The organism is Komarekiella delphini-convector SJRDD-AB1, from assembly GCF_014831675.1.
Classification (GTDB): Bacteria; Cyanobacteriota; Cyanobacteriia; order Cyanobacteriales; family Nostocaceae; genus Komarekiella.
The window spans coordinates 81,671-106,322 of the sequence record NZ_VJXY01000015.1; the positions used below are offsets into that span (position 1 = coordinate 81,671).

At 39.6% G+C, this 24,652-nt stretch carries 14 protein-coding genes; 4 read left to right on the forward strand and 10 right to left on the reverse strand.

The window, feature by feature from the left end; translation table 11 throughout:
- Positions 1 to 56 precede the first annotated feature (56 nt).
- Positions 57 to 638 (forward strand): TetR/AcrR family transcriptional regulator, encoded by a 582-nt coding sequence (locus FNW02_RS15450; RefSeq protein WP_191758413.1) that lies wholly within the window; start codon positions 57 to 59, stop codon positions 636 to 638.
- Positions 639 to 663: 25 nt separating this feature from the next.
- On the opposite strand, the gene FNW02_RS15455 is transcribed toward FNW02_RS15450, so the two are convergent.
- The 5 genes from FNW02_RS15455 to FNW02_RS15475 form a co-directional block, all read right to left on the reverse strand.
- Positions 664 to 1,677 (reverse strand): sensor domain-containing diguanylate cyclase, encoded by a 1,014-nt coding sequence (locus tag FNW02_RS15455; RefSeq protein WP_191758414.1) that lies wholly within the window; start codon positions 1,675 to 1,677, stop codon positions 664 to 666.
- Between the two features lie 449 nt (positions 1,678 to 2,126).
- The gene (locus tag FNW02_RS15460; RefSeq protein WP_191758415.1) at positions 2,127 to 7,478 is read right to left on the reverse strand and encodes a trifunctional serine/threonine-protein kinase/ATP-binding protein/sensor histidine kinase; all 5,352 of its coding nucleotides are present in this window, start codon (positions 7,476 to 7,478) and stop codon (positions 2,127 to 2,129) included.
- Positions 7,479 to 7,674: 196 nt separating this feature from the next.
- Positions 7,675 to 9,996, reverse strand: a complete 2,322-nt coding sequence (locus FNW02_RS15465) for an NAD(P)-binding protein (protein ID WP_191758416.1) — start codon at positions 9,994 to 9,996, stop codon at positions 7,675 to 7,677.
- Between the two features lie 210 nt (positions 9,997 to 10,206).
- Positions 10,207 to 11,424: an acetoacetate decarboxylase family protein gene (locus tag FNW02_RS15470; protein WP_225225669.1), complete on the reverse strand. Its 1,218-nt coding sequence runs from the start codon at positions 11,422 to 11,424 to the stop codon at positions 10,207 to 10,209.
- 337 nt (positions 11,425 to 11,761) lie between these two features.
- Positions 11,762 to 11,986 (reverse strand): hypothetical protein, encoded by a 225-nt coding sequence (locus FNW02_RS15475; RefSeq protein ID WP_191758418.1) that lies wholly within the window; start codon positions 11,984 to 11,986, stop codon positions 11,762 to 11,764.
- 163 nt (positions 11,987 to 12,149) lie between these two features.
- Here FNW02_RS15475 and FNW02_RS15480 point away from each other — a divergent pair, with 163 nt between their 5' ends.
- Positions 12,150 to 12,332, forward strand: coding sequence for a hypothetical protein (locus FNW02_RS15480; RefSeq protein WP_191758419.1), 183 nt, complete (start codon positions 12,150 to 12,152; stop codon positions 12,330 to 12,332).
- Between the two features lie 78 nt (positions 12,333 to 12,410).
- Here FNW02_RS15480 and FNW02_RS15485 read toward each other — a convergent pair whose 3' ends face one another.
- From FNW02_RS15485 to FNW02_RS15500, 4 genes are all read right to left on the reverse strand, one after another.
- Positions 12,411 to 15,785 carry a DUF4912 domain-containing protein gene (locus tag FNW02_RS15485; RefSeq protein ID WP_191758420.1) on the reverse strand — a complete coding sequence of 1,125 codons (3,375 nt, stop codon included), beginning with the start codon at positions 15,783 to 15,785 and terminating at the stop codon, positions 12,411 to 12,413.
- 771 nt (positions 15,786 to 16,556) lie between these two features.
- Complete coding sequence (locus FNW02_RS15490) at positions 16,557 to 17,684, reverse strand: precorrin-8X methylmutase (protein WP_191758421.1); 1,128 nt, start codon at positions 17,682 to 17,684, stop codon at positions 16,557 to 16,559.
- Positions 17,685 to 17,687: 3 nt separating this feature from the next.
- Entirely contained in the window at positions 17,688 to 18,233 is a 546-nt protein-coding gene (locus FNW02_RS15495; protein WP_191758422.1) for a hypothetical protein, read from the reverse strand.
- Positions 18,220 to 19,335 carry an AAA family ATPase gene (locus FNW02_RS15500; RefSeq protein WP_191758423.1) on the reverse strand — a complete coding sequence of 372 codons (1,116 nt, stop codon included), beginning with the start codon at positions 19,333 to 19,335 and terminating at the stop codon, positions 18,220 to 18,222. Before FNW02_RS15500 ends, FNW02_RS15495 begins: the two co-directional genes overlap by 14 nt.
- Positions 19,336 to 19,723: 388 nt before the next feature.
- Between FNW02_RS15500 and FNW02_RS15505 the strand changes: the two genes are divergently transcribed.
- Positions 19,724 to 21,643, forward strand: a complete 1,920-nt coding sequence (locus tag FNW02_RS15505; protein ID WP_191758424.1) for a heavy metal translocating P-type ATPase — start codon at positions 19,724 to 19,726, stop codon at positions 21,641 to 21,643.
- Here the strand turns inward: FNW02_RS15505 and FNW02_RS15510 are convergent.
- Positions 21,608 to 24,007: a bifunctional serine/threonine-protein kinase/ABC transporter substrate-binding protein gene (locus FNW02_RS15510; RefSeq protein WP_191758425.1), complete on the reverse strand. Its 2,400-nt coding sequence runs from the start codon at positions 24,005 to 24,007 to the stop codon at positions 21,608 to 21,610. The two genes, FNW02_RS15505 and FNW02_RS15510, sit on opposite strands and share 36 nt — an antisense overlap.
- Before the next feature lie 384 nt (positions 24,008 to 24,391).
- On the opposite strand from FNW02_RS15510, the gene FNW02_RS15515 reads away from it, so the two are divergent.
- Positions 24,392 to 24,652, forward strand: a complete 261-nt coding sequence (locus tag FNW02_RS15515) for a MoaD/ThiS family protein (protein WP_191758426.1) — start codon at positions 24,392 to 24,394, stop codon at positions 24,650 to 24,652.

Below are 24,652 nucleotides of genomic sequence, written 5' to 3' on the forward strand. Positions count from 1 at the left end.
TAAAATAGCATGTCAATTGGTAAAAAAACTCAAATTAGCTTAAGGATGAAAATTTCATGAGTGAACCTATCAAAAGCTCACCTGGACGGCCGCGGAGTGGACGCTCCCATCAGGCCATCCTGAAAGCAACTTTGGATTTATTAGGGGAAGTTGGATATGAACGCATGAGTATTGAAGCGATCGCCACCCGCGCCGAGGTAGGCAAACCCACCATTTATCGGCGTTATGCTTCCAAAGAAGAACTAGTAGCAGACGCGATTGAAAGTTTAAGGGAAGAGATATCGATACCGGACACTGGTAGTTTCTGGAGCGATCTAGATCTAATCATTGAGAGTGCAGCTAGAACAACCCTCACGCCCTTAAATCGTCAGTTAAAAGCATTAATTATCAGCACCGCCTCAAGTAGCCCACAATTTGCCCAGATTTACTGGACAAAATACCTACAGCCGCGACGCCAAGCTTTCCGCGTGGTGATTGAGCGTGCAAAAACGAGAAATGAAGTTCACGCTGACACAGACAGCGATTTAATCTTCGATCTGATTAGTGGGATTAGTCTTTATGCTCAAATCTTCCATCCCACTTCTGAACCGTGGGAGGCATACATTCGCCGTGCCCTGGAGCTTTTCCTGAGAAGATAAAAGCTGCTATGTGAATTTTGGAGATTTAGCCGAGAGATTGTCGCTTAAGACGCTTGTGAGCGTACATTAACTCGTCGGCTCTAGTAACCAGTTGTTCTATTGACATATTGCTTTCTGGAGCGTAACGCTCTATTCCCATACTCATGGAAAGTTGATAGCTGTGGTTTTGCTGTTGATTGAAACTGGCGATATTTGCTTGCAGACGCGCCTGAATACTATCAGCGTCTTTGAAGGAGCTGGCTACGAAAACAATGAACTCATCTCCACCTAGGCGAGCAACAAAATCTGAGTTACGAAAACTTTGCTTAAGGACTTGAGCAGCATCAACAATCATCGCATCCCCCATATCGTGACCAAGGGTATCATTAATCTGTTTCAACCCGTCCAAGTCGATGAAGATTACCCAACAAGATACATTCATGCGGTGAGCGAGTTTCAGCTGTTGCTCAGCCAGTAGGAAGAAACCACGTCGGTTATGCAAACCTGTTAGTTCATCGGTGAGCGATAACTGTCTTACTTCCATTTCTGCTTGTTTGCGTTTGCGGACTTCCTTAATCAGCTCCATGTGAGCGATCGCTTGACGGCTCAAGCGGTGTAGTCCATCCAACTGCTTGTCAGTTAGGTAACGAGGAATTGTATCGATGACACACAATGTCCCTATAGGAAAGCCATTAGGCGTAACGAGTGGCGTACCTGCATAAAAACGAATCTTGGGATTACCTTTAACTAGGGGATTGTCAACGAAGCGATCGTCTTGGATCGCGTTGGGAACTACTAATATATTATTTGGTTGAAGAATGGCGTGAGAGCAAAAAGCCCACTCTCTGGGTGTTTCAATGGCTTCTATCCCTACTTTAGATTTAAACCATTGCCGATTAGTGTCAATTAAGCTGATTAAAGCGATCGGAGTCTTACAAATGTAGGCAGCAAGAGCAGTCAGGTCGTCAAATGCTTGTTCGGGCAGAGTATCCAAAATATTGTAATCTTCTAAAGCTTTGAGTCTTTCTGCTTCATTTTTAGGTAGAGGAGCAGGCTGCATTTTCACAGATGAGTGTCTGAACCTTGGGCTAGAGAGTTTGGGTGACAGAAGATATTGCTGCAACTGTAGAATTATCTTCCTAGCATCTAGACTCTGAGATAAAAACATCTGTGCCAGGATTAACAGTTTTTTGACCGTGCAGAAATATTGTATTACTTTATGTTCTTCATGCCTTTGGTTTACTCTGTTGTCCATTTCGCTCTGACTATTGCTGTGCAAATTCCCTGAGTATATGGATGCTTACAAGGTCTTGTGCCCGCAACCAGGCTAAAACTTATCAAAATGGGCTGAAAATTATCAAAACTTATCAAGTTAGCAAAATACTTCACAAGAACTTAATATTTTTGGATACCGCTAATTTGCGTAGATACAAAGATAAGTCTAATACCGTTTTACTTTGACGTTATCCGAACCTGAGAAGATAGACCATGCATCACTGAAGCTACCGATTACTTCTGTCGAACAGGAATCTCAATCACAAACTCTGCACCCTTTCCAGGTTCGGAAATGCACTCAATTTTGCCATGATGTTTATCCACAACAATTTGATAGCTGATTGATAATCCTAAACCAGTACCTTGTCCCACTGGTTTAGTAGTAAAGAAAGGATCAAAAAGTCTTTGTTTAACATCGGCACTCATCCCTGTACCATTATCCTTAATAGAGATAGCTACCCAATCAGAGTTTACTACTTGGGTACGGATTTTAATAGTACTGATATTTTTGCTAATTTCTGCCGCTGTTCGTTCTTGGTTGAATTTACCCAAAGCATCAATACCATTAACTAGGACATTCATAAACACCTGATTTAATAGCCCTGCATAACATTCAACTTGTGGTAAGTCTCCATAATCTTTAATAATTTGAATAGCAGGATGTCCAGACTTGGTTTGAAGATGACTCTGCAAAATTAGCAAAGTACTGTCAATCCCTTCATGAATATTGACAGGTTTCATATCAGCCTCGTCTAGGCGGGAGAAGTTACGTAATGTCAGCACAATTTCACGAATGCGTTGCGTACCGATTTTCATAGAAGACAGCGTTTTAGGTATGTCTTCTTTCATAAAATCGAAGTCAATGTTTAGTAAAAATTCATCAATTCCTGGTGCGGTGTTGGGGTAGATTTCCTGGTAAAGATCAATTAAGGTAAGTAGATTATTCATGTACTCATCAATATGGGCAAGGTTCCCATGAATAAAGGTAACAGGATTATTTATTTCGTGAGCAACGCCAGCAACCATCTGCCCCAAACTGGACATTTTTTCTGTTTGAATAAGTTGTGCTTGTGTAAGTTTTAATTCATGTAATGTTTGTTTTAATCGTAGATTATTTTCGTTTAATTCTTTAGTTCTTTCTGCTATTTTTTCTTCTAAGTTCGTATATAATTGAGCGTTTTCTAGAGAAATAGCTGCTTGCGAAGACAAAAGCTTTAATATTTGCAATCTGTCAGGAGTAAAAGCTCCAGCAGTCAAATTATTTTCCAAGTAAACTAGACCGATAAGTTTGCCTTGATGAATGATAGATGTACACAATATAGATTTAAGTTTATTTTTGGCAATATAAGGGTCTATTGCAAACCTTCCATCAGAACTTGCGTCTGTTAGAACTACATCTTCTTTAGTTCTTTCTACATAATTGATCACAGATATAGGTAACTGCTGACTAGTTTTAACTAGTATTGATTGACCTACTACCAATTCATCTTTATCTACAACTGCTTTCGCTTCAATGAACAACTTGCCTTCTTTTTCTAGAATCAGAAAACCAGTTTGAGCACCAGCATTCTCAATCACAATTTTCATTAATTTTTCTAGCAAATTATCCAGTAATATTTCTTCTGATAAAGCTTGTGATGCTTTAACAACAGTGATCAAATCAAGTCCACTAGCTTTGGTATTGGCAGTAGATGCAGTAATATTAGTATTGATTAGTCCTACCTGGTCTATTTTTGATACCTTGGCAATTAAATCTGGGTGTCTCAAATCTAAATCTTTAACTTTAGCGATCGCACCCCAGCGCACATAACCGTAGTAAGCCTTTGTCATGTATAATGAGGCAAACTCATTTCTCCCTAGAGTTAGATAAAACTCTGCTGCTCGTTCATAAGCTAGTGCCTCTTCTTGAGTATATCCAGAACTATTTGCGCCCCGAATAGCACGGTCATAATATTCCATTGCTACTAGAGTTTGTCCTAAAACTCGTGCCTTTTCTGCCTCAACAAAGTCATATTTATGCTGATTATTAACCGGAGCATGAAAAGCCCATTTCTCCAATTGTCTCTGATTCACTTCTACTTTTTCTAGTGCTTCTCTAAATTCAATCTCGTTATTTAAAGTTGACTCAGAAAACTGATATGGATAGAGAGCAAGAAGGGCCAGTGATTGATAAAAAGTATATTGAGCTAAATGCACAGTTCCGGCGACTGCGGCTTCGTATTTTTGAGCTAACTTAGCATTCTCAACAGATTGAGTATAAATCTTAAAATAATAGTAAACAATAGTTTTAGCTAAATATGCAAAAAAAGTTGCTGTGTTATTTCCGGCAAGTTTCTGCATCATTAATTCATTGAAACTTTCGCCTTCTAGATAAAAATTATTTTTCAATTCTGAAGTCAAGTCAAAAATCATTTGCTTCAAAATTCGCACACTGAAGATAAAATGGTCTTGTTTTATTTTATGTGCCAAAGTTATATATGGGTGGATTCTCCTATCAAGAATTCCTAAATTTTCTCCAGTAAAAAAAGAATGCCAACAAGCTAGTATACCATTATAACCTGCATATTCCATATCCCCAACTTCTAAAGCAACTTTAAGCCCATCTTGGAGAGGTTCTATTGTTTCTTGAATGTGCTCTTTCCAATGGCAAATAAAAATATTAAATAGTCCGTAAACTTTACATTTTAGCTCTTTAGCATCAAAGTGAGCTAATACTTTTAAAGACAACTTACCAAATTGATAACCTGATTCAATATCCTGAAGATAACCACATAAAACTAATCCATAAGAAGCATAAGCATGGGATGCCAAAGATGAATTTCCATATTGAAAACAAAGATTTACTAATGTAAAAGAAATCAACGGTACAAGCGTAGGTTCAACAAAATAAGCAGGAGGTAGTGCTGTCCTAAGCATCCTCATCGCAGCAAGTTTATTAGCATCGGTCATTTCTGGCAGATGAGCTAAATCTTCAATAATTAGATCATCTGGTGGAGCTGTTGATAAAGACACTCCGAGCATATTGATAACTGCTAAATTTATATTTAATGCTTCTCGCATCCTAGTTTGAGAAATATAATACTGAATTTTTTTCTCATACACTTTGACTCTATCTAAAATATTTTTACTATGCTGTATAACACTTTCAAAAAGTGCTTCTGCTTGCTCAAAATTCGTGTTTAAGTATGCTGTTTCTATTGTCTCTGTGTGCAGAAAAAGAGTTAATTTATAATGTTTATTCCAACTATCATCTGCGAGCATTTCTAAACCTATCTTAAAAAAATTGAGAGCAGATTCATAAGCAGCTGAATCCTTGGCTTTGCATCCAGCTATGAGATTCAATTGAGCTAAATTATATCTTTCTTCTTGTAAGACTACTAATTCAGCACCGATATTTAAGTGGTTAACAATATCAAATATTTTTTCTTCTAGTAAAGTTTGGTCTATATTCCTTAAAAGTAATCGACCAATTTTTAGGTGAACTTCATTTTTTTGAGCATCGGGAATCAAAGCATAAGCTGCTTGCTGTACACGATCATGCAGAAATTGATAATCAATTACAAAATCATCAACTTGATCTAAAAGCTGTGGTAGTTTGTAACCATCATCTAGAGGCAAAATTAGACCATCTTGAAGTGCTTCCCAAAGGTCAATTGCTGTAGCTTTTCGAGATTTCTCATTAATAACGGATAATACATCTAAATTGAACTGACTACCAATACAGGCAGCTAATTTTAAAGTTTTTTGTGTAGTATTATGCAACTTTTTAATTTTGCCGATCATTAATTCCACAACATTATCAGTAATTCCTATCTCTTGTATTTGACTAACTTCCCACTGCCAACGACCTATATTAAAGTCAAATAAAAGTAGATTTTCTTGATAAATAAAATTGAATAACTGAGTTAAAAAGAAGGGATTACCACCAGTTTTATTAAATATTAACTCTGCCAATGGTTTAACTCTTTCCAAATCACATTTGAGGGTGTCAGTAATCAATTGATATACATCAGTGATTTTTAAAGGCTGACAAATAATTTTTTTGATAATGATATCAGTCTTTTCAATCTCTTGCAACATCAATATTAATGGATGGGTAGTATCGACTTCATTATCTCGATAAGCTCCAATCATTAATAAATATTGACTATCGGAATCTGTAGTTAATAACTGAATTAGTTTAAGTGAAGCTAAATCTGCCCATTGTAGATCATCCAAGAAAAGAACTAACGGATGTTCTTTTTGAGTAAACACACTTATAAACTTTTGAAAAACTAAATTAAAGCGATTTTGAGATTCTGTAGCCCCTAATTGTGGCACTTCTGGCTGTTTGCCAATAATCAATTCCACTTCAGGAATGACATCAATAATAATTTGAGCATTAGGAGCCAAAGCCATTAGTAGCTTTTGTCTCCAAGCAGCTAGCTGTGCCTCGCTTTCTGTCAACAATTGTCGTGTCAATTCTTGCAGAGCTTGAATTAGAGAGGCATAAGGAATATTCCGCTTAAACTGCTCAAATTTACCTGTGATAAAGTAGCCTCTTTTTTGTATAACAGATTTATGAATTTCACTCACCAATGCAGACTTACCAATTCCTGAATAACCAGCAACTAGTAACAACTCTTTTTTACCTTGGTTTACTTGTTCAAAGGCAGACAATAAAGTATCTATTTCTGCTTCTCTACCATATAGTTTCTCTGGAATTTGCAGTTGGCTTGATTGATCCTGTTTACCAACTTCAAAATTAGATATTTGAGTAGTTGTCTCCAGTTGATTGAGACAATTTTCCAGGTCAGTTTTAATACCAAAAGCACTTTGGTATCTATCTTCAGCAGTTTTGCTGAGTAACTTCATTACAATTGCAGAAATCACCTGGGGAATCTCAGGCATTAACTGATTTACTGGTACTGCCTGTCTTGCAATATGACAGTGTACTAATTCCATTGGATCAGTGACATTAAAGGGTAGTCTACCTGTAAGCATTTCATAAAAAGTGACTCCCAAAGAATAGAAGTCTGTGCGATAATCAACTGACCGATTCATTCGTCCTGTTTGCTCTGGAGACATATATGCCAGAGTTCCTTCGAGCAAATCAGGATTACTAAGTTTAGGCTTTTCTTTGGATAGAAGAGATGAAATAGAAAAATCAATAACTTTAACTTGATGTACTTCCTTATTAACAAGAATATTTTGCGGTTTAATATCTTTATGAATAATGTAATTTTGATGTAATTCACCTATAGCTTGAGTAATATTAATTCCTGTTTTGAGGAAGTCTATTACTTCAAAATTTTTATTTTTAATAACATTGTAAAGAGGTAGACCATCAAAGTTTTCCAAGATTAAAGCTAAGCTATTATTATATTTTTCTAACTTGTAAGCTTTAATAACCCCTTTGATATTTAAATTTTTAATTAGCTCATATTCATGTCTCAATCCTGCAAGATCTTTCAAGTCAGGATACTCTATTTTTAATAATTTAATAACTACTAATTTCTTGTCTACATTTCTTCGTGCTCGATAAACGGCGGTCTTTATTTCATCATAAATTAGTTCTAGAATTTGATAGTTAGATAAGTTAATCATGGCTAATAGTAGTATTCGAGATGGATTTTGAGGCTAATAAGAAAAGCCCTAGCATAATCGATACATTCACAAGGTTAGTTTTAAGGCTGACTTTGTAAGTGTATCGATTGTACAGCTAGTCTAGGTTTTGGCGATCCAATTAGTTATTAATTCTGTTCAGATTATCAAAATTACATAATTGACATTCAACGTATCCTTATAGCCAAGAATCCCACTCACGAATGATTTCCTTTGTATACTTAATCTGAAACCGTTGCTGTAAAATCGATCGCGTCGCTTGCATTGCTGACATCACCGTAGCCTCAACGCACCCAGAATTATAACCGTTATTGATCCAGTCACCTGCTAAGTAAAGATTTTCAAACCCAGATTCATCAGTTTTGAGACGATATTTAGTACTTCCAGGCACAGAAAGCACATAGCGCTCTGTAGGATTGATGTTAATTCGCCAGTATTGAGCATCAAACCGTTCGACCCCTTGACGATTTTGAAAATCTACAAGCAAATCCCAATTCAAACCTTGAGGGTTTTCTGGGAGAGTTGCATCAGGCCAAAGATGTCCAATATGATTTTTGAGGAAATTAATCGCTTGTTTCTCGATTTTTTTCTGTTCTTGTGCTGGAAAACCATATTCAGTGTTGGGAGGAAGTCCTGGGTCTGCAATTACGCCGGTGAAATAAGCAACGTTATAAGGATAGTGCTCAGAAGGCCAGTTCTCTCGTTGAAGTAACTCGCTCATATCTGCATAGACATCGAGAGGTTCAACATAAGCACCTAGTACGGGACTGGACAATTTCCATCCTAATTGTGGCAAGGTAGGCTTGAGCCATAGCTGTCCGCCTTGAGTGGTAACAGTTTTGACCTGAGTCACCATATCGCACCATTTTTGATGAGCCGGATTTTTCTGAGCATGAATTAGTTCATCACACAAAGAGGGTAAAGCGGCTATGGAAATGCCAAGAAGTACAATATCAAAGTCGCCATTTTTGGCACTGAGGGTAAATTCTTCTACAGGCTGCCATGGTGTCCAATATGACTCCAAGTTAATGTCTTTGTCTTGGAGCTTTTTAGCTTCTTCATCTACAATCTGATCGTAGAGAGGCTCACTGGGCCAACAAAGGAGGTCTTTAACCTTAATGAGCGGTTGATATTCCTGCTCTGAATTTTTTAAGTTAATCTGGCGAGCCATTGTAATACTGGCTATGGACTTTTGTTCTTCGTCTAAGTGTAACTGCTTGGCGATATGGAAGAATTTAAATTTCACACCTCGACGCTCTAACACTTTATAGAGTGGAGCAATAACAGTATCACCCATCCCTGCTTGCATTTTCCACATGATCGCACCGTTGTACTGGAAAATGATCGTTGTCAGGATACGAATGGCTGTTCCTGCTGCTAATTGTGGCTTAGCAACATTACCTTCTGGAAACCCATAAACGAGATCGTATAAAACTCGAACAAACGCAGAATTGACACTTGCTTCCCGCGCTCCGTGTTTTCGTAGCCACTCCTTATAGTCATACTCATCTAAACTATCTAGGGAGCGATAATAAATTACCTCATCTACAAATAGACCCCGGATGTTTGCTAGTGCAAGGTCAATCAGTGTTAAGCGCCACATAGTATGAGCATTTAGCTCAATGTTGGCTTCTAGTTGGCGGTGCAAGTGTTCTGTAAATCGCTCTATAAGCCTCAAAATTAGCTGGCGATGTTCACGTCTGTGAGTTTTAGGATTATTGGGAAGTAATTGAGCTAGGTTATAAGCAAGATTCAAAAACACTTCTTCGGAACTAAAGTCAAGTCTCTCTAAGATTGTTCTAATATCTTGGTTGATGTTCCCAAGCCATGCTCCCCAGTGGCTAGGTTCTTTAAGTAATAACTGAATGAACTGGTCAGAAAGTTGCAAGATGCCGCCATCACAGAGAAATTCGAGCACCTCTTTGCCAAATGCCATCTGTTGAGTGAAAGCTTCTAAGCAGCCTGGATTCTGAGAATAGCTACTCATAGGCTGGAACTGCTTACATTCTGTATAAATTTGCAGAACGAATCTAATATTTGTACAGATGTGCTTCCACATTGAACAAGTACGACCGCCTTGCCAGGGAACTAAGGAATTTGTCGGAAAGTCGAAGGGTAAGTTTATCCAATGCTGATTGATGTATTCTTCTAAAACAATCAGGCTGTGGGGTTTGAATGCATCTTCTATGGTGCTAAAAGGCCCATTGCCTCCCAACTCGTCATAGCATTGCTTGAGCAAACGAAAGGCATTCTCATAGAATCCAAAAAAAATGTGCAACCCATGTTCTTCAATGCGGTAATCAGGCTCATGATAATGTTCATGGGGTTTAATATTACGTCCGCTTGCACACTTTCCTCCTAAGCGCCAACCCATTTGATAAATAGTAATCTCGTAAAGACTTTCCCACCCTGGCTGGCTTGTTAATTCATAGGCTGTGGTTAAAGATGCTATTCCTCCGCCCAAAATAGCGATTTTTTGTAGCTTAAATTTTTCAGACATGGCTATTTGTCCTTATGTGATAACTGTGAATAGGCAAACAATCAGCAGACTAATTTGCTGTACTGGCTTTAAACTTGCATATTTACTTGTCAGGTTCGTCCTTTGTCATTAGTCATTAGTCAATAAAAAATAAACAAATGACAAAAGACAAATTACGGTTTTAACAAAAATGTGTACAACTTAGATGCGCGTCATCTAATGCAAGTTTGCTTATTTCTGTGGTGCTTGCCAAACTGTGATGCCATTCTTGAAAGTGAAATCGAAATTGAGCAAAAAAGCTAGCTTGATAGGGATGTGTACTGATTCGCTTGCTGGAGAATATCCTTTGTGTAAACCCAAATCTTGGACAATGGGTTGGCTAGCGAAATTATTTATTGTTAACTCAAATTGATCACCGAAATTATCAAAGCCAAAAAGCTGCCCACTATGAAAAGTTTGTAGTTGCATTGGGGACTCAACCAGTGATTGGTAGCACGCTTTTTTGCTGTTTTCCACATCGCGGAATTGTTTAAGTGTAACAAGAGGTACAACTCTTTCAATGAGGTAGTCAAGCAAATTGAATGGTAATCCCAAACTAGGGATAACAATCTCACCGTTTTTGTCAAAAAGTAAGCTGGCGATCGCTCTGATTACTTCTTCAAAATTGTCCCATGTTTTAATTGCTTGATGTTTATCTCCTTGACCGATTCGATTGACTTCTAATAAGCGAGCATTTTTAGCCTTTGTTTCTGGACTAAATTCTTTAAATAACAATGTATCTACAGTAAATAAATCTGGTTTTTGATTAATGCTTGGAATCTGAAACTCTCCAAGTTGTTTAAAGATGCCATACACTTCTCGTCCTGAAACTAAAGCCGGTGAATTATTCACATAAATGTAGGGCATAAACCAAGCAAGACGCTCTGCAACAAAGAAAGGCCCAATTCTTTTTCCGACCACTGTCAACATCCAAAAAATTGCTTCTTCCTCAGCGCTAGTTCCTTTGTTATAATCCGGTGGCTCAATGGAACTTAAGAAGTCTACATTGTTAAAAGTAAGGACGACATAGTTCATGGCTGGGCGATATTCGATCTCTCCGTTGCTTGGATTGTTGAGATATTTATCGCACACCTCTTGCAACTTTGTCATTGAACCTTCGATGACAAAGCCATACATTTTTGTCCCTTTGATTTCATAGGGTTGATTAAAAGCCTGGCCATCTGCTCGTTCGATATATTGAGGATATGATGAGCGAGCACCTCCGCAAAAGTAGGTTTTGACAAAGCTAGCAATGTCTTGCTCCATGTTTTTGCCTTTAACCGCCAGATCTTGAAGTAGTTGATCTGGTTTTTGCTGGATCTGGGTGAGGTAATTGGTTAAATTTTGCGGTTCTTGAAGTAGTGTACTAAATGCACTCATAGCACCTAGCGCTGTATGAATAGTCTGCATTAGCTGAGATCGGTTATTGGGATTCAAAGGTATGATCTATAGAATTCCCAAAAAGTTATCCCAAGTAACAATCTACATATAAAAAAGACTAAATCTTTAAGTGAAGATGCAGGCGATCGCTTCGCTGTCTTGCCCTTCAAAGCGCAAAGTGTTCTCAGCATTAATTATCACACTAGTGCTGTTGGTATGTTTTGTGTAGTAAATAACACTTTATTACAAATCATACGCAAAATAAAAAATATTGTTGTCAGAACTTACGCACTTAGATCCCCCAACCCCCTTAAAAAGGGGGCTTTATAAATTCCCCCCTTTTGAAGGGGAGCCAGCGCGGTCTTCTCTACTTTGAGGCTGCGCCAAGGGGGTTTCCACGCCACTCCCCACAACGGATAGCGCAGCGTAAAGCCTTCTCTTCTCCTATCGGAGACACTTCGTGAACGAGAGGCTTCGCCTTAAGCGAAGCCATGCCGCAGGCTTTACGGCATGGCTTCTCTACTTTGAGGCTTCGCCAACGCTGAGAGCGAGTCTTGTCTGCGACACGCTCTAAGCGAACGAGCGTCGGCAACCTCCGCCTTGGGGTGGCTCCCCATGAGCGACTGGCGTGGGCTAGGGGGGATCTAGGTTTCAGCCTTCAGTGCGTAAGTCCTAGTTGTGATAAGTTAGTCATAGTTTTTCAGAGCTAAATTAGGCTATTTCTGAAAATCACTTGACTATATACAAATTTAACTATGAGTAAATATAAAATCTTAAAACCTGACCAAAGATATACTTTTAACCAGTATTTCCAGCTACCTAACCCAACAGCAGAAATTGTGGCTGAATTTGAATACAGCTATGAGCGTAGAACTTTAGAGTTGCCCAGATATTTTGATGAAATTAATTACTTAGAGTTTAAGAAGTCTATTGAATAACATAACTGAAAGTCAAAAAAAATGAGAGAAGCAAATTTTTCTTCTCTCTTCTTGAGTTTTAGTTAGTAACTCTATTTCCTAACTATTTGAAGTTTCTTGAGAAAACTTCTTATGGATAGTTCTAGTGGGTTCGCCATCAGAAGCTACTGTCATTAGATAGTCAATTAAGCCATCAGAAAAAGGAACACGTAAGTGGAAAGTACCATCTGGTTTAATTTTGATGTTATGACCACCAAGGGTTACGGTTGTATTTGGTTCTGTTGCTCCGTGGATAATTAACTCCGCATCTGCCACAAACCAGGAATCTCCGTGGGGACGACTGAAGATACGAACAATACCTGAACGGGCTATGAATAACCAGCGATGATCATCAGTAGCATAGCCAATTTCAGCCATGTAGTCGCGATCGCTCACTGGAATTGCCACAAAGCGATCGCGTGTTACTTCTTCACATTCATACTGCTGTACAAGCTGAGGACTCTGATAACTTAAGTCAATATCAGTGACATCGTATAGTCGTACGATCAATTGAGAGCTGCCCTGTTGTCGCAGTTCTTCCTTTTTTGTGTCGGAAACGTACCAAGAGACATAAGCCCACTTGGGAGTACGGGGTGTGAGGATAATACTGCTTTCCTCATCTGCATTTACCAGGCTAGAGGCTGATGCGCTGATTAAAGGTGCATTTTCATCTGTGGTATCAGTATGCAGAGGACTAAAGATACGAACAATACCTGAACGGGCTATGAGCAACCAGCGATCATCATCAGTAATATAACCAATTTCAGTTATGTAGTCGCGATCGCTCACTGGAATCGCCACAAGGCCATCGCTTGTTGCTTCTTCAGATTCATACTGCTGTACAAGCTGAGGACTTTGATAACTCAAGTCAATATCAGTGACATCATAGAGCCGCACTACCAACTGGGAACCGCCCTGTTGTCGCAGTTCTTCCTTTTTTGTGTCGGAAACGTACCAAGAGACATAAGCCCACTTGGAAGTACGAGGTGTGAGGACAATATTGCTCTCTTGCTCTGCATCTACTAAGCCAAAAGCTTCTTCTACTGGTGCATTGTCAACCGTAGTATTACTTGGTGCTTGTATATTTAATTCAGGAGTCTCTTCAACGCCATAAACGCTAGCCCATGCTCCCATTCCTGCGCCTGCTGCCAAAATAGCATCGCCAGCAAAGTTTGTTGTAGCTGTTTGAGTGATATCTTTGTTTGTGCTAGGCTCTGCCTGAGATACTTCTTCTGGCACGGCAGTGGGTTCAGCTGCATCTGCCACCACATTTAATATTTCTTCTGGCAGATCTGGCAATTCGGGAATTGAGGTTGTAACTTCCGCCGAAGATGTTTCTCCTTCGCCAGAGTCTAACGAGGCTAATTCAGCAGAAGTACTGTTTTCAACAGTCTTATTATTTGCTTGTGTTTCTGAGTCTTTGCCAGTGATGGTAATGTTAGATAAGATGTTTGCTTCGGTATCTGCTGCGAAACTAGTATCTTGAGTGATACTTTCTAACCAGTCAAATTCTGCCTGAAGTTCGTCTTCTGTTGGGTCTTGAGTGACTTCTGTATCCCAATAATCTTCTAATTCAAATGTCAATTCTGATACATCTGGCAAGTCAGGCAGCGAAGATGTTACCTCAGACACTTTTGAAGAATCAGGCTCCAGAATTGAGGCAGGGATTTCAGCCGCAGGTAATTCTACATCGTCGGTTCCTTCTTCTGGAACATTAGGCAATTGGGGATATAAGTTATTAACGACAGCCGCAGGTGCTTCTATATCCCATGCTTCACTAGACTTAGGAGGAGTTACCTCGGTATAACCATTTACTACTTTTGTCTCATCAGTTTCTTTGCCGGAAATTGCAGACCACAAAGCGGCTCCTGCTCCTGCTGCTAAGGAAACACCACCGATTAAGGCTGCTCCTCCATTGCTGATGTTTTTCTCTGAGCCATTGGATGCAACTGAGGCTGTGCTCTCACTGTGGTTGGAAACATTATTTGATTGTGCCAGATTGGATGTTACTTGAGTTTGTTTCTCTGCTAGTTCAGATGGTGTTTGATTATAAATGCTGAAAGAAGTGCGCTCAGGAGCTTCCGACGTTCGCGGACTTGGTGAATCGGCGCTATCTGATTGAAAGTTCGGGTGTGTTGAGTCAACAGATGTTGCTCCGTTAACGGAAGGAGCAACACTGGCGTTCAGTGTCGTTGTTGGTATATTTTCTTCGCCAGCCTGATTAGGAGGTGATTCTGGTAGGTTGTCTTCCCTAGTTGACGATAAACGTCTTCCTAGGAACCACCAGAGTAACAATCCACCCGTAGCAGTAACAAACAAAGGCAACAGTAACCAAAATGGTGTTTCCCTGTTGACAGCTGGATTGTTAGTAGGAGTCACAAACGCTTCGCCAGCAGGAGTAGCCGCAGGAGTCACAAACGGCTCGCTAGCAGGAGTATTTGCGTTAGGTGAAACCGTTGCAGCAGGTGTAGCCTGTGCATTGGGGGAATCTGTTGTAGAAGGTGTAGCCTGAGTGACTACTTGCGATATGCTTGAGGCGATCGCTTCTGCTTCGGTTGTTCTAGCTTGTTCTATGGCTTGCTGTCCTGGCGGTGCAAGTGTAAAGCCGAGAAAGCTTGCTACGCCTGGGCTAGGGTTTTTCTTGTAAACGTAAACTAAAGGTTGCGAGAAAGGATATTTAGGATCATCTGGCAAGGTTTGATGCAGTTTGAGAACTCGCACGCCTTCCAACTTTGACACCTGATTAGCTAGCACATAGCTAATGCCGTCTTTGCCCAGTTGTTTGATGATTTCGGCGGTATTATCTTCAGCTAGTTGGGTAGCATTGGAGCCTGTGGCAAATTTAGCGGTTTTGAAGGCTGGATAATCACGAAAATTCTCGCGAGTATCACTCGTTTCTGGGCGATCAATTACCCGAATCTTACCCGCTGATCTGCCTAGTTCCGACCAGTCTGTAATTCTACCCCGAAAAATCCGCGCGAACTGCCGACTGGTCAAACTCTGTTTAAAAGGATTTTCCGCACCAACTATGATCGCAACTTTCTCTCGGCGCAAGCGGATTTGCTCCAGACCTTGCGCTTTTTCTTTTGGCGTCAAGCCACGACCGATTGCTGCTATGTCGATGTTGCCATCTTGCAAAGCTTTTAGTGCTGCATCTGTACCGTTAGCCGCAATTTCAACTTTTGTACCAGAAAATTGTTTTTCAAAATTTTCTTTCAGGCTTTGGTTGATTGTAGCCAAGCTATTTGACCCATCAATCCGCACTGTCGTCCCATTATCCACTGTTTGCGGCAGTGAAAAAGAGGGAGTATCAGGTGCAGATTGTGCCAGCATTGGTGCTGACACCAACATAGTTGCTGCCACAGGAGTCGTTGCTAAGGCCAGCCATAATGCCAAACTGACTATCGAATTATCTTTTTTTTCTTGTTGCCACATATGCCCCTTATCAAAGTAAAGGAATTAGAAAGCCTGCCAGCCCTAATCATTATCTTTTTATAGATGATGGAGGAGACGCGCTAATTATACATCCCTGTTATCTTTCTTCTCAGTTTTGGTAGATACTAGTGTAAAACTATACTTTAAGTCTACTTTGGTTTGTCTCAAAGTTAGATTTAGCGACTGTTTATTGTTTTTTTCCATATTTCAAATCAGCGCTTAAATCCAGAACTAAAGAGAGTTTGGCTCATTTTGGTGTCTATTTTAGAATCCAGTTTTTCCAATTTGATTCTAGTGTTAGTTATCGGCCTTATTCACATTAATTAAAATCATCAGAGCATTCATATTATGATAATTTATACCTTGATTGCAGAGTTTATTTACTTAAAATCCTGAAGGATTTCTAGTGCAACTTATACCACGTTATTAGCGTGTCGCCGCAATTATGGATTATTGAATTACTATAAAGTGGCTAAGTTTAACAAATTAAACATAATTTAACAATTTAGTCAATGGCAGCGATAATTGTGAAAGCTGCTTCAGATTTAGATATGAGACTTATTGCCAAAGTCGGGAAAAGGTGAAAAGGATGGAATTTTGCTTTTCCCTTTTCCCTTTCCCCCTTAACCCGAATGGCACTAAGTTTAGTTATTTGTTGAGGCAAGCAGGGGAACTGGGGGAGACAAAAATAAGTGAATTAACTTAGTTTATGGTATTCAAACTTACTAAAAATTCTCTTTCCTCCCCCAGCTTATCTTTGTGCCATTAACCTTAGCCCAAAGGTATTGCTGCATCTTTTGTGTAACAATGACAATCTGGCTTCTCAATCAGCGACTCAACTAGGGCATTCAGGGCAGTAGCAGCTAAAGCGCCACCTCCTAAAGTTCCTTCAATGGTAACAAAAGGCACTTCGTTTTGAGTTAGTTGCCGCTTAGCGGCGGGAGCATGGCTAAAGCCGATGGGCATTCCAATTACTAGCGCAGGCTGAATTTTCTGATTGGCAATGGCTTGAGATGCTTCGAGTAGCACCGAGGGAGCATAACCAATCACTAGCACACAACCGTTAGTTACTTGCTGCAATTTTTCTCGCCATTCCTGATGTTGCCAAAAAGCCAGTTCTGCCTCTGTGACAGTCGTGACATGGGGATTATCAATCAATGTTTCAATTTGGCATCCCAAGTGAACTAATCGCGTTTGATCCAAAGCAGCAGCAACCGTGGGGACATCTACAACAACCTGACAGCCTGATTTTAGGGCTTTGCGACTAGCAGCGATCGCATCTCGACTCAACTTTACAAACGACACCAAGCTGACATCACCACAAGCCAAAACCAACTGAGAAATTAAATGTTGTTCAATTTCCGAACGGTTAGACAAATCAGGTAATAAGCGTTGTAGCGATTCGGGAAAAGCTTCTGAGTGCGTATGAACTTCAGCATCCAACCCACTCCAGAGTTGTTCTAATCCCCCTAGTCCGGCTTGGGTTTCGACATCGAGTAACTTGAGTTGTGCCAAAACTTCAGCTTGCATAATTTGACAATGGCGATCGCGTCCTAGTAATCCTTCTAGTGCTGATGCAGTTTGCCGCAATTGGGAAATTTGTTGGATGACTGCTCGATATTGCTGTTGAAGTTGCCCGATCATGTTAGTAGTTGTGTCTGTCTCTGGTTCCACTTCCAAAATGTGGCGGATATGGTTTAGCTGGAACCCTTGTTGTTTGAGTGCCACAATTCGTTGCAATCTCAGGACATCTTTCTTGGTGTAGAGGCGGTAATTGCTAGGCGATCGTACTGGTTGCGGTATCAGCCCCAATTGATGGTAATGCCGCACCATCCGCGGAGTAATACCGCCTCCCACTGCATCGGTCAGTTCTTTAATGGTTAAGCAACCAGCGTTCATAATTCACTCCAACAACGACAGAATTCTCTGTAATTCTCCACAAGCTGTTTGAAGAGATAGTGGCGCATTTTTATGCAAACCTTCGTAACATTGCTTTACCAAGTTTTCAACGTAGGGCTTACAAGCTGACTCACTGTTTAATTTTGAATATTCCGTTTCTTCATCAACAATTTCACCCTGTAAATAATGTATCCAAGTTTCAATATTTTTTTTAGGGATAAATATTGCTATAGCTTCTCTCGGCTGACGAACTAGTTGAGAATTTTCGCTCAGTGCTTCATCTAATTGATTTAGCCTTTCCTCTACCGTTTTGTTATCTGCATCAATCAATACTACAAGCATTCCTGAAAGATAGTTCTTGCTGCGATATGCTTTCACCTCTGCGGGATAACGCTTTCTGACAAACTGCTCTCCTGCACCTTTTGGACAAATTTCAATTCTGAAATTTCTATCCAAAATAAAACCTCGTTTTTTCAAAAAATGACGAGCAAAAACCTCTTGTTGTCTATCCTCACACAAGACCACAATCTGCACTCTACGCTGGCTCATATAGCCATCCCCGTGCAATCAATTCTGAAATGGGTAATCCAGTGTTCTCGGTCACTTCATTACTAATTTTTTTCACCCGCACAGGAGCGTTACTCTGACGCTCAAACCAATAACCTATAGGTGATGCTAAAAGATAATTAATTAATTCAGGATGATGAGAGATGAGCAAAGCTTGGATTTTTTGCTCACTGCAAAGGTCATAAAGCTGGACTAGCCAAGGCTGAATTTCCGGCAGTGCTAAAAAATTCTCTGGTTCATCTATACACAAAGTATAATCTTCAGACTGAGTACAACACAGCAGCGTGTACAAAGCAATTAATACTTTTTGTCCATCAGATAGTTCACTAAAGCGATAATCAATAATATTTGTCCTATCTTCATCAGAAGAAAACCTTAATTTCAGAGTTCGATATTTTTCACTATATTGATCAAATTTAAAACTTACAAAACCATCTAATACACCTTTGAGAACATTCATTAATTCAGCTACTTTTCCTTGATCTTGCGAAATATATCGATACCAAGAAATAAAATTTTCCATTCTATAAGTTAGTAGTGTTTCTTCTTGTTTGCTGCCATCAACCATCAGACTAGGAATAATTTGTACAATAATAAATCGCTCAATTCTATTTTTAAACCAGATTAACTTTGTATGTTCCTTAAATGGAATAAAAGATATTATTGATTCCGATGCTACGGTTTCAAACTTTTGTCCTTCTGAATAATCGTCTTGAAAAACTTGAACTTTACCTTCTTCAAATTTTAGTAAATATTGGTGATTAAATAACAAGTTCTCATACAAGATACGACACTTATTTTTTTTATGCTCAATGGCAAGTTCATATTTATAATTGCCATCATTTCCATTAATTTCTAGTTCAAAACGTTGAATTGATAGAGTCTGCCAGCGGGTGCAGTCAATCGATTCAAAAATTTCCTCTACTTTCTTGTCGCCACTCACAAAGATTTGAATTTTCCGTAAGACTTCAAATACAGTTGATTTACCTGTCCCGTTACCACCAAGAAAGAGGTTAATCGAGTCAACGTTAAGTTCAAAATTTACCAAACCGCGAAAGTTATCAATATATATTCGCTTTAGCATAGATTTTCATCCTCCTAGTGCAATTTTAAACGTAACAGTTAAATCGCATTTACCCATATCTTTCGTGCCCAGAACTGAAGCTTAGGGCTGATAGCGTAAGTCCACTTAAGTGGACTGAAAGCTTTAATTTAGTTTACTTCAGTAAACTTTAGCTATTAGCCTCAGAATGAATTGTTAGGCAGAAGAACAACGCAGCGAGGAATTTACTAAATATATTTGCCACTAACGTAATTTTTGAAAAACGCTCCAAGAACGCAGAGAAAGATTTAAGTTTGCCTATCTTTGCGCTTCCCTCAGCACCCCTATACATTTCAAAATCATTATAAACCTTGACATTAACATTAATGTCAAGGTTTAGGGTGAGAGAGTCCCTGTTAATTCAACTCTCATGCTCTATCCCCAGCGTTTCACCCAATTCACCAAAGAACATGCAGACACTTTAGCGGCTATGCTTTGCGGGTTGCTGCTATTTCTCGGATGGTTCGCCTTACATCTTGGCGCTTTGGGATTGGCACTGCTGCTGTTACCTGCTGCTTATGTGATTGGTGGTTACGAAAGTGCGCGTGAGGGACTGACTACTTTATTTAAAGAAAAAGAACTAGATGTAGATTTGCTGATGATTGTGGCGGCTGTTGGTGCTGCTAGCTTGGGCTTATGGCGAAGAGAATACTATTTAATTATTGATGGGGCGATTTTGATTCTCATCTTTGCCATTAGTGGTGCACTAGAAGGCTATGCCATGCGCCGAACTGAGCGGAGTATTCGCAGTTTGATGAGTCTCACACCAGATACAGCAAGGGTTTTGCGTCAGGAAAGGGAAGAGGAGGTTTCTATCAATCAGCTCAAGGTTGGTGATGAAATTGTTGTTAAACCCGGAGAGTTAATTCCTACCGATGGAATCATTGTGTCTGGTTACAGCACCATTAATCAAGCTGCGATTACAGGCGAGTCCTTACCTGTAGAGAAAACTGTAGGTGAGGAAGTATTTGCAGGCACACTCAACGGCTATGGTGCGTTACAAATTAAGGTACACAAACCAGCGGAAAGTAGTTTGATTCAGCGGGTGATTCGCTTGGTAGAACAGGCGCAGACTGAAGAACCCCCTTCGCAACAGTTTATTGATCGCTTTGAACGGGGATATGCAAAAGTAATTGTGGTAGCTGGGATATTGCTAGCAGTTTTACCGCCATTTCTTTGGGGTTGGAGTTGGGAAACTACGATTTATCGCGCTTTGACTTTTTTGGTGGTAGCTTCTCCTTGTGCGCTGATGGCTGCAATTATGCCAACTTTGCTTTCAGGAATTGCCAACGGTGCAAGACAGGGAATTTTATTCAAAAATGGCGCTCAGTTGGAAAAGATTGGCAAAGTCCGGGCGATCGCTTTTGATAAAACTGGTACTCTAACAACAGGAGAGGTGCAGGTATTCCAGGTAATTCCAGCTAGTGAATACACGCACACAGATGTATTGCAAGCAGCAGCAGCGGTGGAATCTGGCTCAGAACATCCCATTGGTAAAGCAATTGTGCAGGCGGCTAGGGATTTGGATTGGGTTGGTGCAGTTGAAGTGCAAGCGATACCTGGACAGGGAATTGTCGGAATCGTCAAAGAACAAAAAATGATTGTGGGTAATGCTGCTTTTGTGCAGCAGTATGTGATTGATTTACCTAAAGAATTGCGGGAAATGGCTCAATCTCTGGAGCAAGAGGGGAAAACTGTCGTTTGGGTAGCACATGGACAAGGGGATGGGTATCTGGTGATGGGTGCGATCGCCATTGCAGATGAGGTGAGAAAGCAAGCAGCTGCAACTATTACCCGCTTAAAGAAACTGGGAGTTGAGCAAATTGTCATGCTAACGGGGGATAATGAGGAAACTGCTCATAGCGTCGCCCAAGAAGTTGGTGTTGATCAGGTATATGCCCAACTCCTGCCAGAAGACAAGCTGGATATCATCCGTCGTTTACAGCAACAGTATCAAACTGTCGCTATGGTAGGAGATGGGATCAATGATGCACCAGCTCTTGCTCAAGCATCTGTAGGTATAGCGATGGGAAAAGCTGGTAGCGATGTTGCATTGGAAACCGCAGATATAGTACTGATGGCAGACAGGTTAGAGAAAATTGCCGTGGCAATACATTTGGGTAGGCGATCGCAAGCCATAGTGAAACAGAATATAGTCGTAGCGTTGGGTTTTATTATGTTGCTTTTGGTGGGCAACTTCTTGGGAAATATCAACTTACCGATCGGCGTAATTGGGCATGAAGGTTCTACAGTGTTAGTTACTCTTAGTGGACTCAGATTGCTCAAATAAGGGACTCTTTGGCAAAGGTATAAATTCAATTTGTCCTGTACTGCTATTTCGCACAACTTTGACTAAATGAATATTTTCTTCGGAGCGATCGCCACTTGGTTTAAAAGAAATTACTCCTGTAATTCCAGTTGCTTTAAAATTAGTATCAGCCATTGCCCGCTGCACATTTACACGACTGGGTGATGATGTTTTTTCCAAAGCTGCTAGCAATGCACGAGTTGCATCGTAAGATAATGCAGTATGCCAGTTCTCTGCTTTTCCCCACAATTTATTAATTTGTTTAGGTAATTCTTGATTGAAAAAACTTTTAGAATGCCAAGGTATAGCTACTACTGAGCCTGCTTCGTTTTCTGCTATTGCCTTGATTAGCTTGTTACTATCCAAACTATCGCCGCCAACTATCAAATATTTATACTTTTTGGCATATTCGATTACTTGAACTGCTGGATCTGAGGTCAAACCGTCACTTGTAGGAAATAAAACTATAGCATCTGCTTTCTGTTCTCTTACCTGATCGATAGTGGATTCTAAATTATCAGACAAAGGTATCTCTGCTACTACTTGTCCACCTAATTCCGAAAATCTAGCTTTCATTTGTGCTTGTAGAGATTTACTATAGTTACTACCAGGATTAAAAAATATCGCTGCTTTACGTTTATTTTCTTGTTTGAGATAGTCAGCTAAAGTTTTGGCAATGACACGATTACTAGGAACAACACGAAAAAAGCAATTAGGATAATTTGATTTACATACCGTTGACAAATCTTCAGATGTCGCTGTAGCAGAAACTAATAACAAGTTTTGTTCTTGATAAACATTGACAGCTTCTATAGTTGTATCACTTCTGAAATGACCTATCACAGCTAAAACATCACGTTTCTTTACTAAGTTTTCAGCTATTTTTTGGGAATCTTCAATTTTATTATTGTCACTAACAACTAAGATTTTTAAGCCAATTTTTTTAGTTTTATAGTCTTGATTAAATTCATCTTGTGCTTGAGCAACACCACGCAAAATCTGTTTACTTGAGTTGATACTGTCATTATTGTTATTGCTGATAGGAGCGACAACAGCAATAGTATAAGTTTTAATTTTTTCAACTGCGAGGCGGGCATTATTGAGGTAAATTAAGGTTTCAGGGTCATGAGATTTTTGCCATGCCTGCTCGAACCAAATAATTGCTTCTTGGTAATTTTCCCGCGCGATCGCCTTTACACCTTTTTCTTTCTCTGGTAATTTAGTATTAATATTTGGCAAAAGAATCTCTTCACCACAACTCATATAGTCATCTAGTGGGAAACTCCTGAGCCAAATTTTTGAACACCCATCAACTCCATTTAAATACCAGTAGCCGCTAGGTAATCCGAGTCCAAATAAAATAGCAGCACCAACTACCCAACTTGGGATACGCGGCAAAGTGATCGGATTATTGAGGCGTTGCAAAATTACCTGCGTATTTTCAGGACGATTTTTCCAGTACGGCTCCATCATTTGGTCGAGTAAATCGAAAAGCAATCGCCATCTAAATTTATCTAACCAATCCATCCAGGAATTTGAGTTATATGGTACTTTGTCTCGCCAAATTAACTTACCTGTTTGGTGGTCTTCTTCAATATTAAAAGGAGGTTTTCCAGTTAGTAAATGGACAAAAGTTCGTCCCAAAGCAAAGAAATCTGATTGTGCTACTGCGTTACCTTTCATCTGCTCTGGTGGGGAGTAACCTGGTGTACCAATTATTGTATTATCTTGATGTTGCTGCAAATAAGTTTGTGCTAAATCCCTGACTGCTCCAAAGTCAATTAACACCAGTTGCCCATCTGGTCTGAGCATGATATTTGTCGGTTTAATATCGCGGTGAAAATATCCTTGAGCGTGAACTTGAGCTAAAATTTCTACTAGTTGCTTGAAGTAGGCGATCGCTTGCTCTGGTGTTACAGGTTTATGATTCTGATTCTCTAACCATTGTTGCAAATTTAAACCCTCAATTTTTTCCATCACTAAGCAGTGTAATGGCTCTGGATAATCTGGAAAATTTAATTCAAAGTATCCATCTGGATCAACTTGAGGAATTCCTGAATTGTTTAAGCGGCTCAATACCTCGGCTTCTCGCTTAAATAAATTGATGACTTTGTGTTTTTTTCCTAAATCACTAAACCGAGATAGACTCAACAGTTTGAGAACTTTTTTAATCCCGTTATCTTCTAACTCAAAAGTTCTGGCGAAGCCTCCAATACTCAAAAGTTTAATAACTCGATATCGATTTTCTATTAATAGATTTGCCCCACAATTACGGCAGAAAACTTTGCCGTTGTCATTCATTGGATCAGCAGGGTTTGTACAATTGGGATTTAGGCAATAGCTCATATCTATCAGCCAGATGAGTATTTTAGTGGGGCAATCTGATTAATTCATCTAGCGCAGGCAACATCAACGGACAAGATACCCGCACTCTCAAGGCGTAAATTTGTTTGCAACTAAATTTACCTTGCACATAACAATTAAATTAGAGTTAAATTTATTATTTTTTAATAGAATTCAAATATCTTAGTTTATAAAATAATCAGCTTAATTCATCAGGGTTATTATAGAGTAGAGAACAGCCAACAACGAGTACGACTGATTAATAACAATCATAAGATCTTCTTTGTTTATTTGTAGCTACATGCTTAGTAATGTATAATAAATTTCGAGAGTTCCGGGCCCTTGTCAAGTCTTAAATTGCTTGCAAGTGCTGCTAAGGTATGTTGTATGTCTAAATCTGCAATCACCATTACCGTCAAATTATTTGCTGCTTATCAAGAAGCCTTTGGGGTTTCAGAACTGATACTGAGAATTCCATCTGGTACACCGGTAAGTGCAGTATGCGATCGCCTCATAGCTGAACACCCTGAACTTACCCAATGGCGAGACGTAACCCGCTTTGGGATTAATTTAATATTTTCCGAACCAGATACCGAGTTGCAAGATGGCGATGAAGTAGTTTTAATTCCACCCGTCAGCGGCGGTTAA

Bases quoted from the DNA above. Each gene is read 5' to 3' on its own strand.
- FNW02_RS15450 (WP_191758413.1), top strand. From the start codon at position 57: ATGAGTGAACCTATCAAAAGCTCACCTGGACGGCCGCGGAGTGGACGC.
- FNW02_RS15455 (WP_191758414.1), bottom strand. From the start codon at position 1,677: ATGCAGCCTGCTCCTCTACCTAAAAATGAAGCAGAAAGACTCAAAGCT.
- FNW02_RS15460 (WP_191758415.1), bottom strand. From the start codon at position 7,478: ATGATTAACTTATCTAACTATCAAATTCTAGAACTAATTTATGATGAA.
- FNW02_RS15465 (WP_191758416.1), bottom strand. From the start codon at position 9,996: ATGTCTGAAAAATTTAAGCTACAAAAAATCGCTATTTTGGGCGGAGGA.
- FNW02_RS15470 (WP_225225669.1), bottom strand. From the start codon at position 11,424: ATGCAGACTATTCATACAGCGCTAGGTGCTATGAGTGCATTTAGTACA.
- FNW02_RS15480 (WP_191758419.1), top strand. From the start codon at position 12,150: ATGAGTAAATATAAAATCTTAAAACCTGACCAAAGATATACTTTTAAC.
- FNW02_RS15485 (WP_191758420.1), bottom strand. From the start codon at position 15,785: ATGTGGCAACAAGAAAAAAAAGATAATTCGATAGTCAGTTTGGCATTA.
- FNW02_RS15490 (WP_191758421.1), bottom strand. From the start codon at position 17,684: ATGAACGCTGGTTGCTTAACCATTAAAGAACTGACCGATGCAGTGGGA.
- FNW02_RS15495 (WP_191758422.1), bottom strand. From the start codon at position 18,233: ATGAGCCAGCGTAGAGTGCAGATTGTGGTCTTGTGTGAGGATAGACAA.
- FNW02_RS15500 (WP_191758423.1), bottom strand. From the start codon at position 19,335: ATGCTAAAGCGAATATATATTGATAACTTTCGCGGTTTGGTAAATTTT.
- FNW02_RS15505 (WP_191758424.1), top strand. From the start codon at position 19,724: ATGCTCTATCCCCAGCGTTTCACCCAATTCACCAAAGAACATGCAGAC.
- FNW02_RS15510 (WP_191758425.1), bottom strand. From the start codon at position 24,007: ATGAGCTATTGCCTAAATCCCAATTGTACAAACCCTGCTGATCCAATG.
- FNW02_RS15515 (WP_191758426.1), top strand. From the start codon at position 24,392: ATGTCTAAATCTGCAATCACCATTACCGTCAAATTATTTGCTGCTTAT.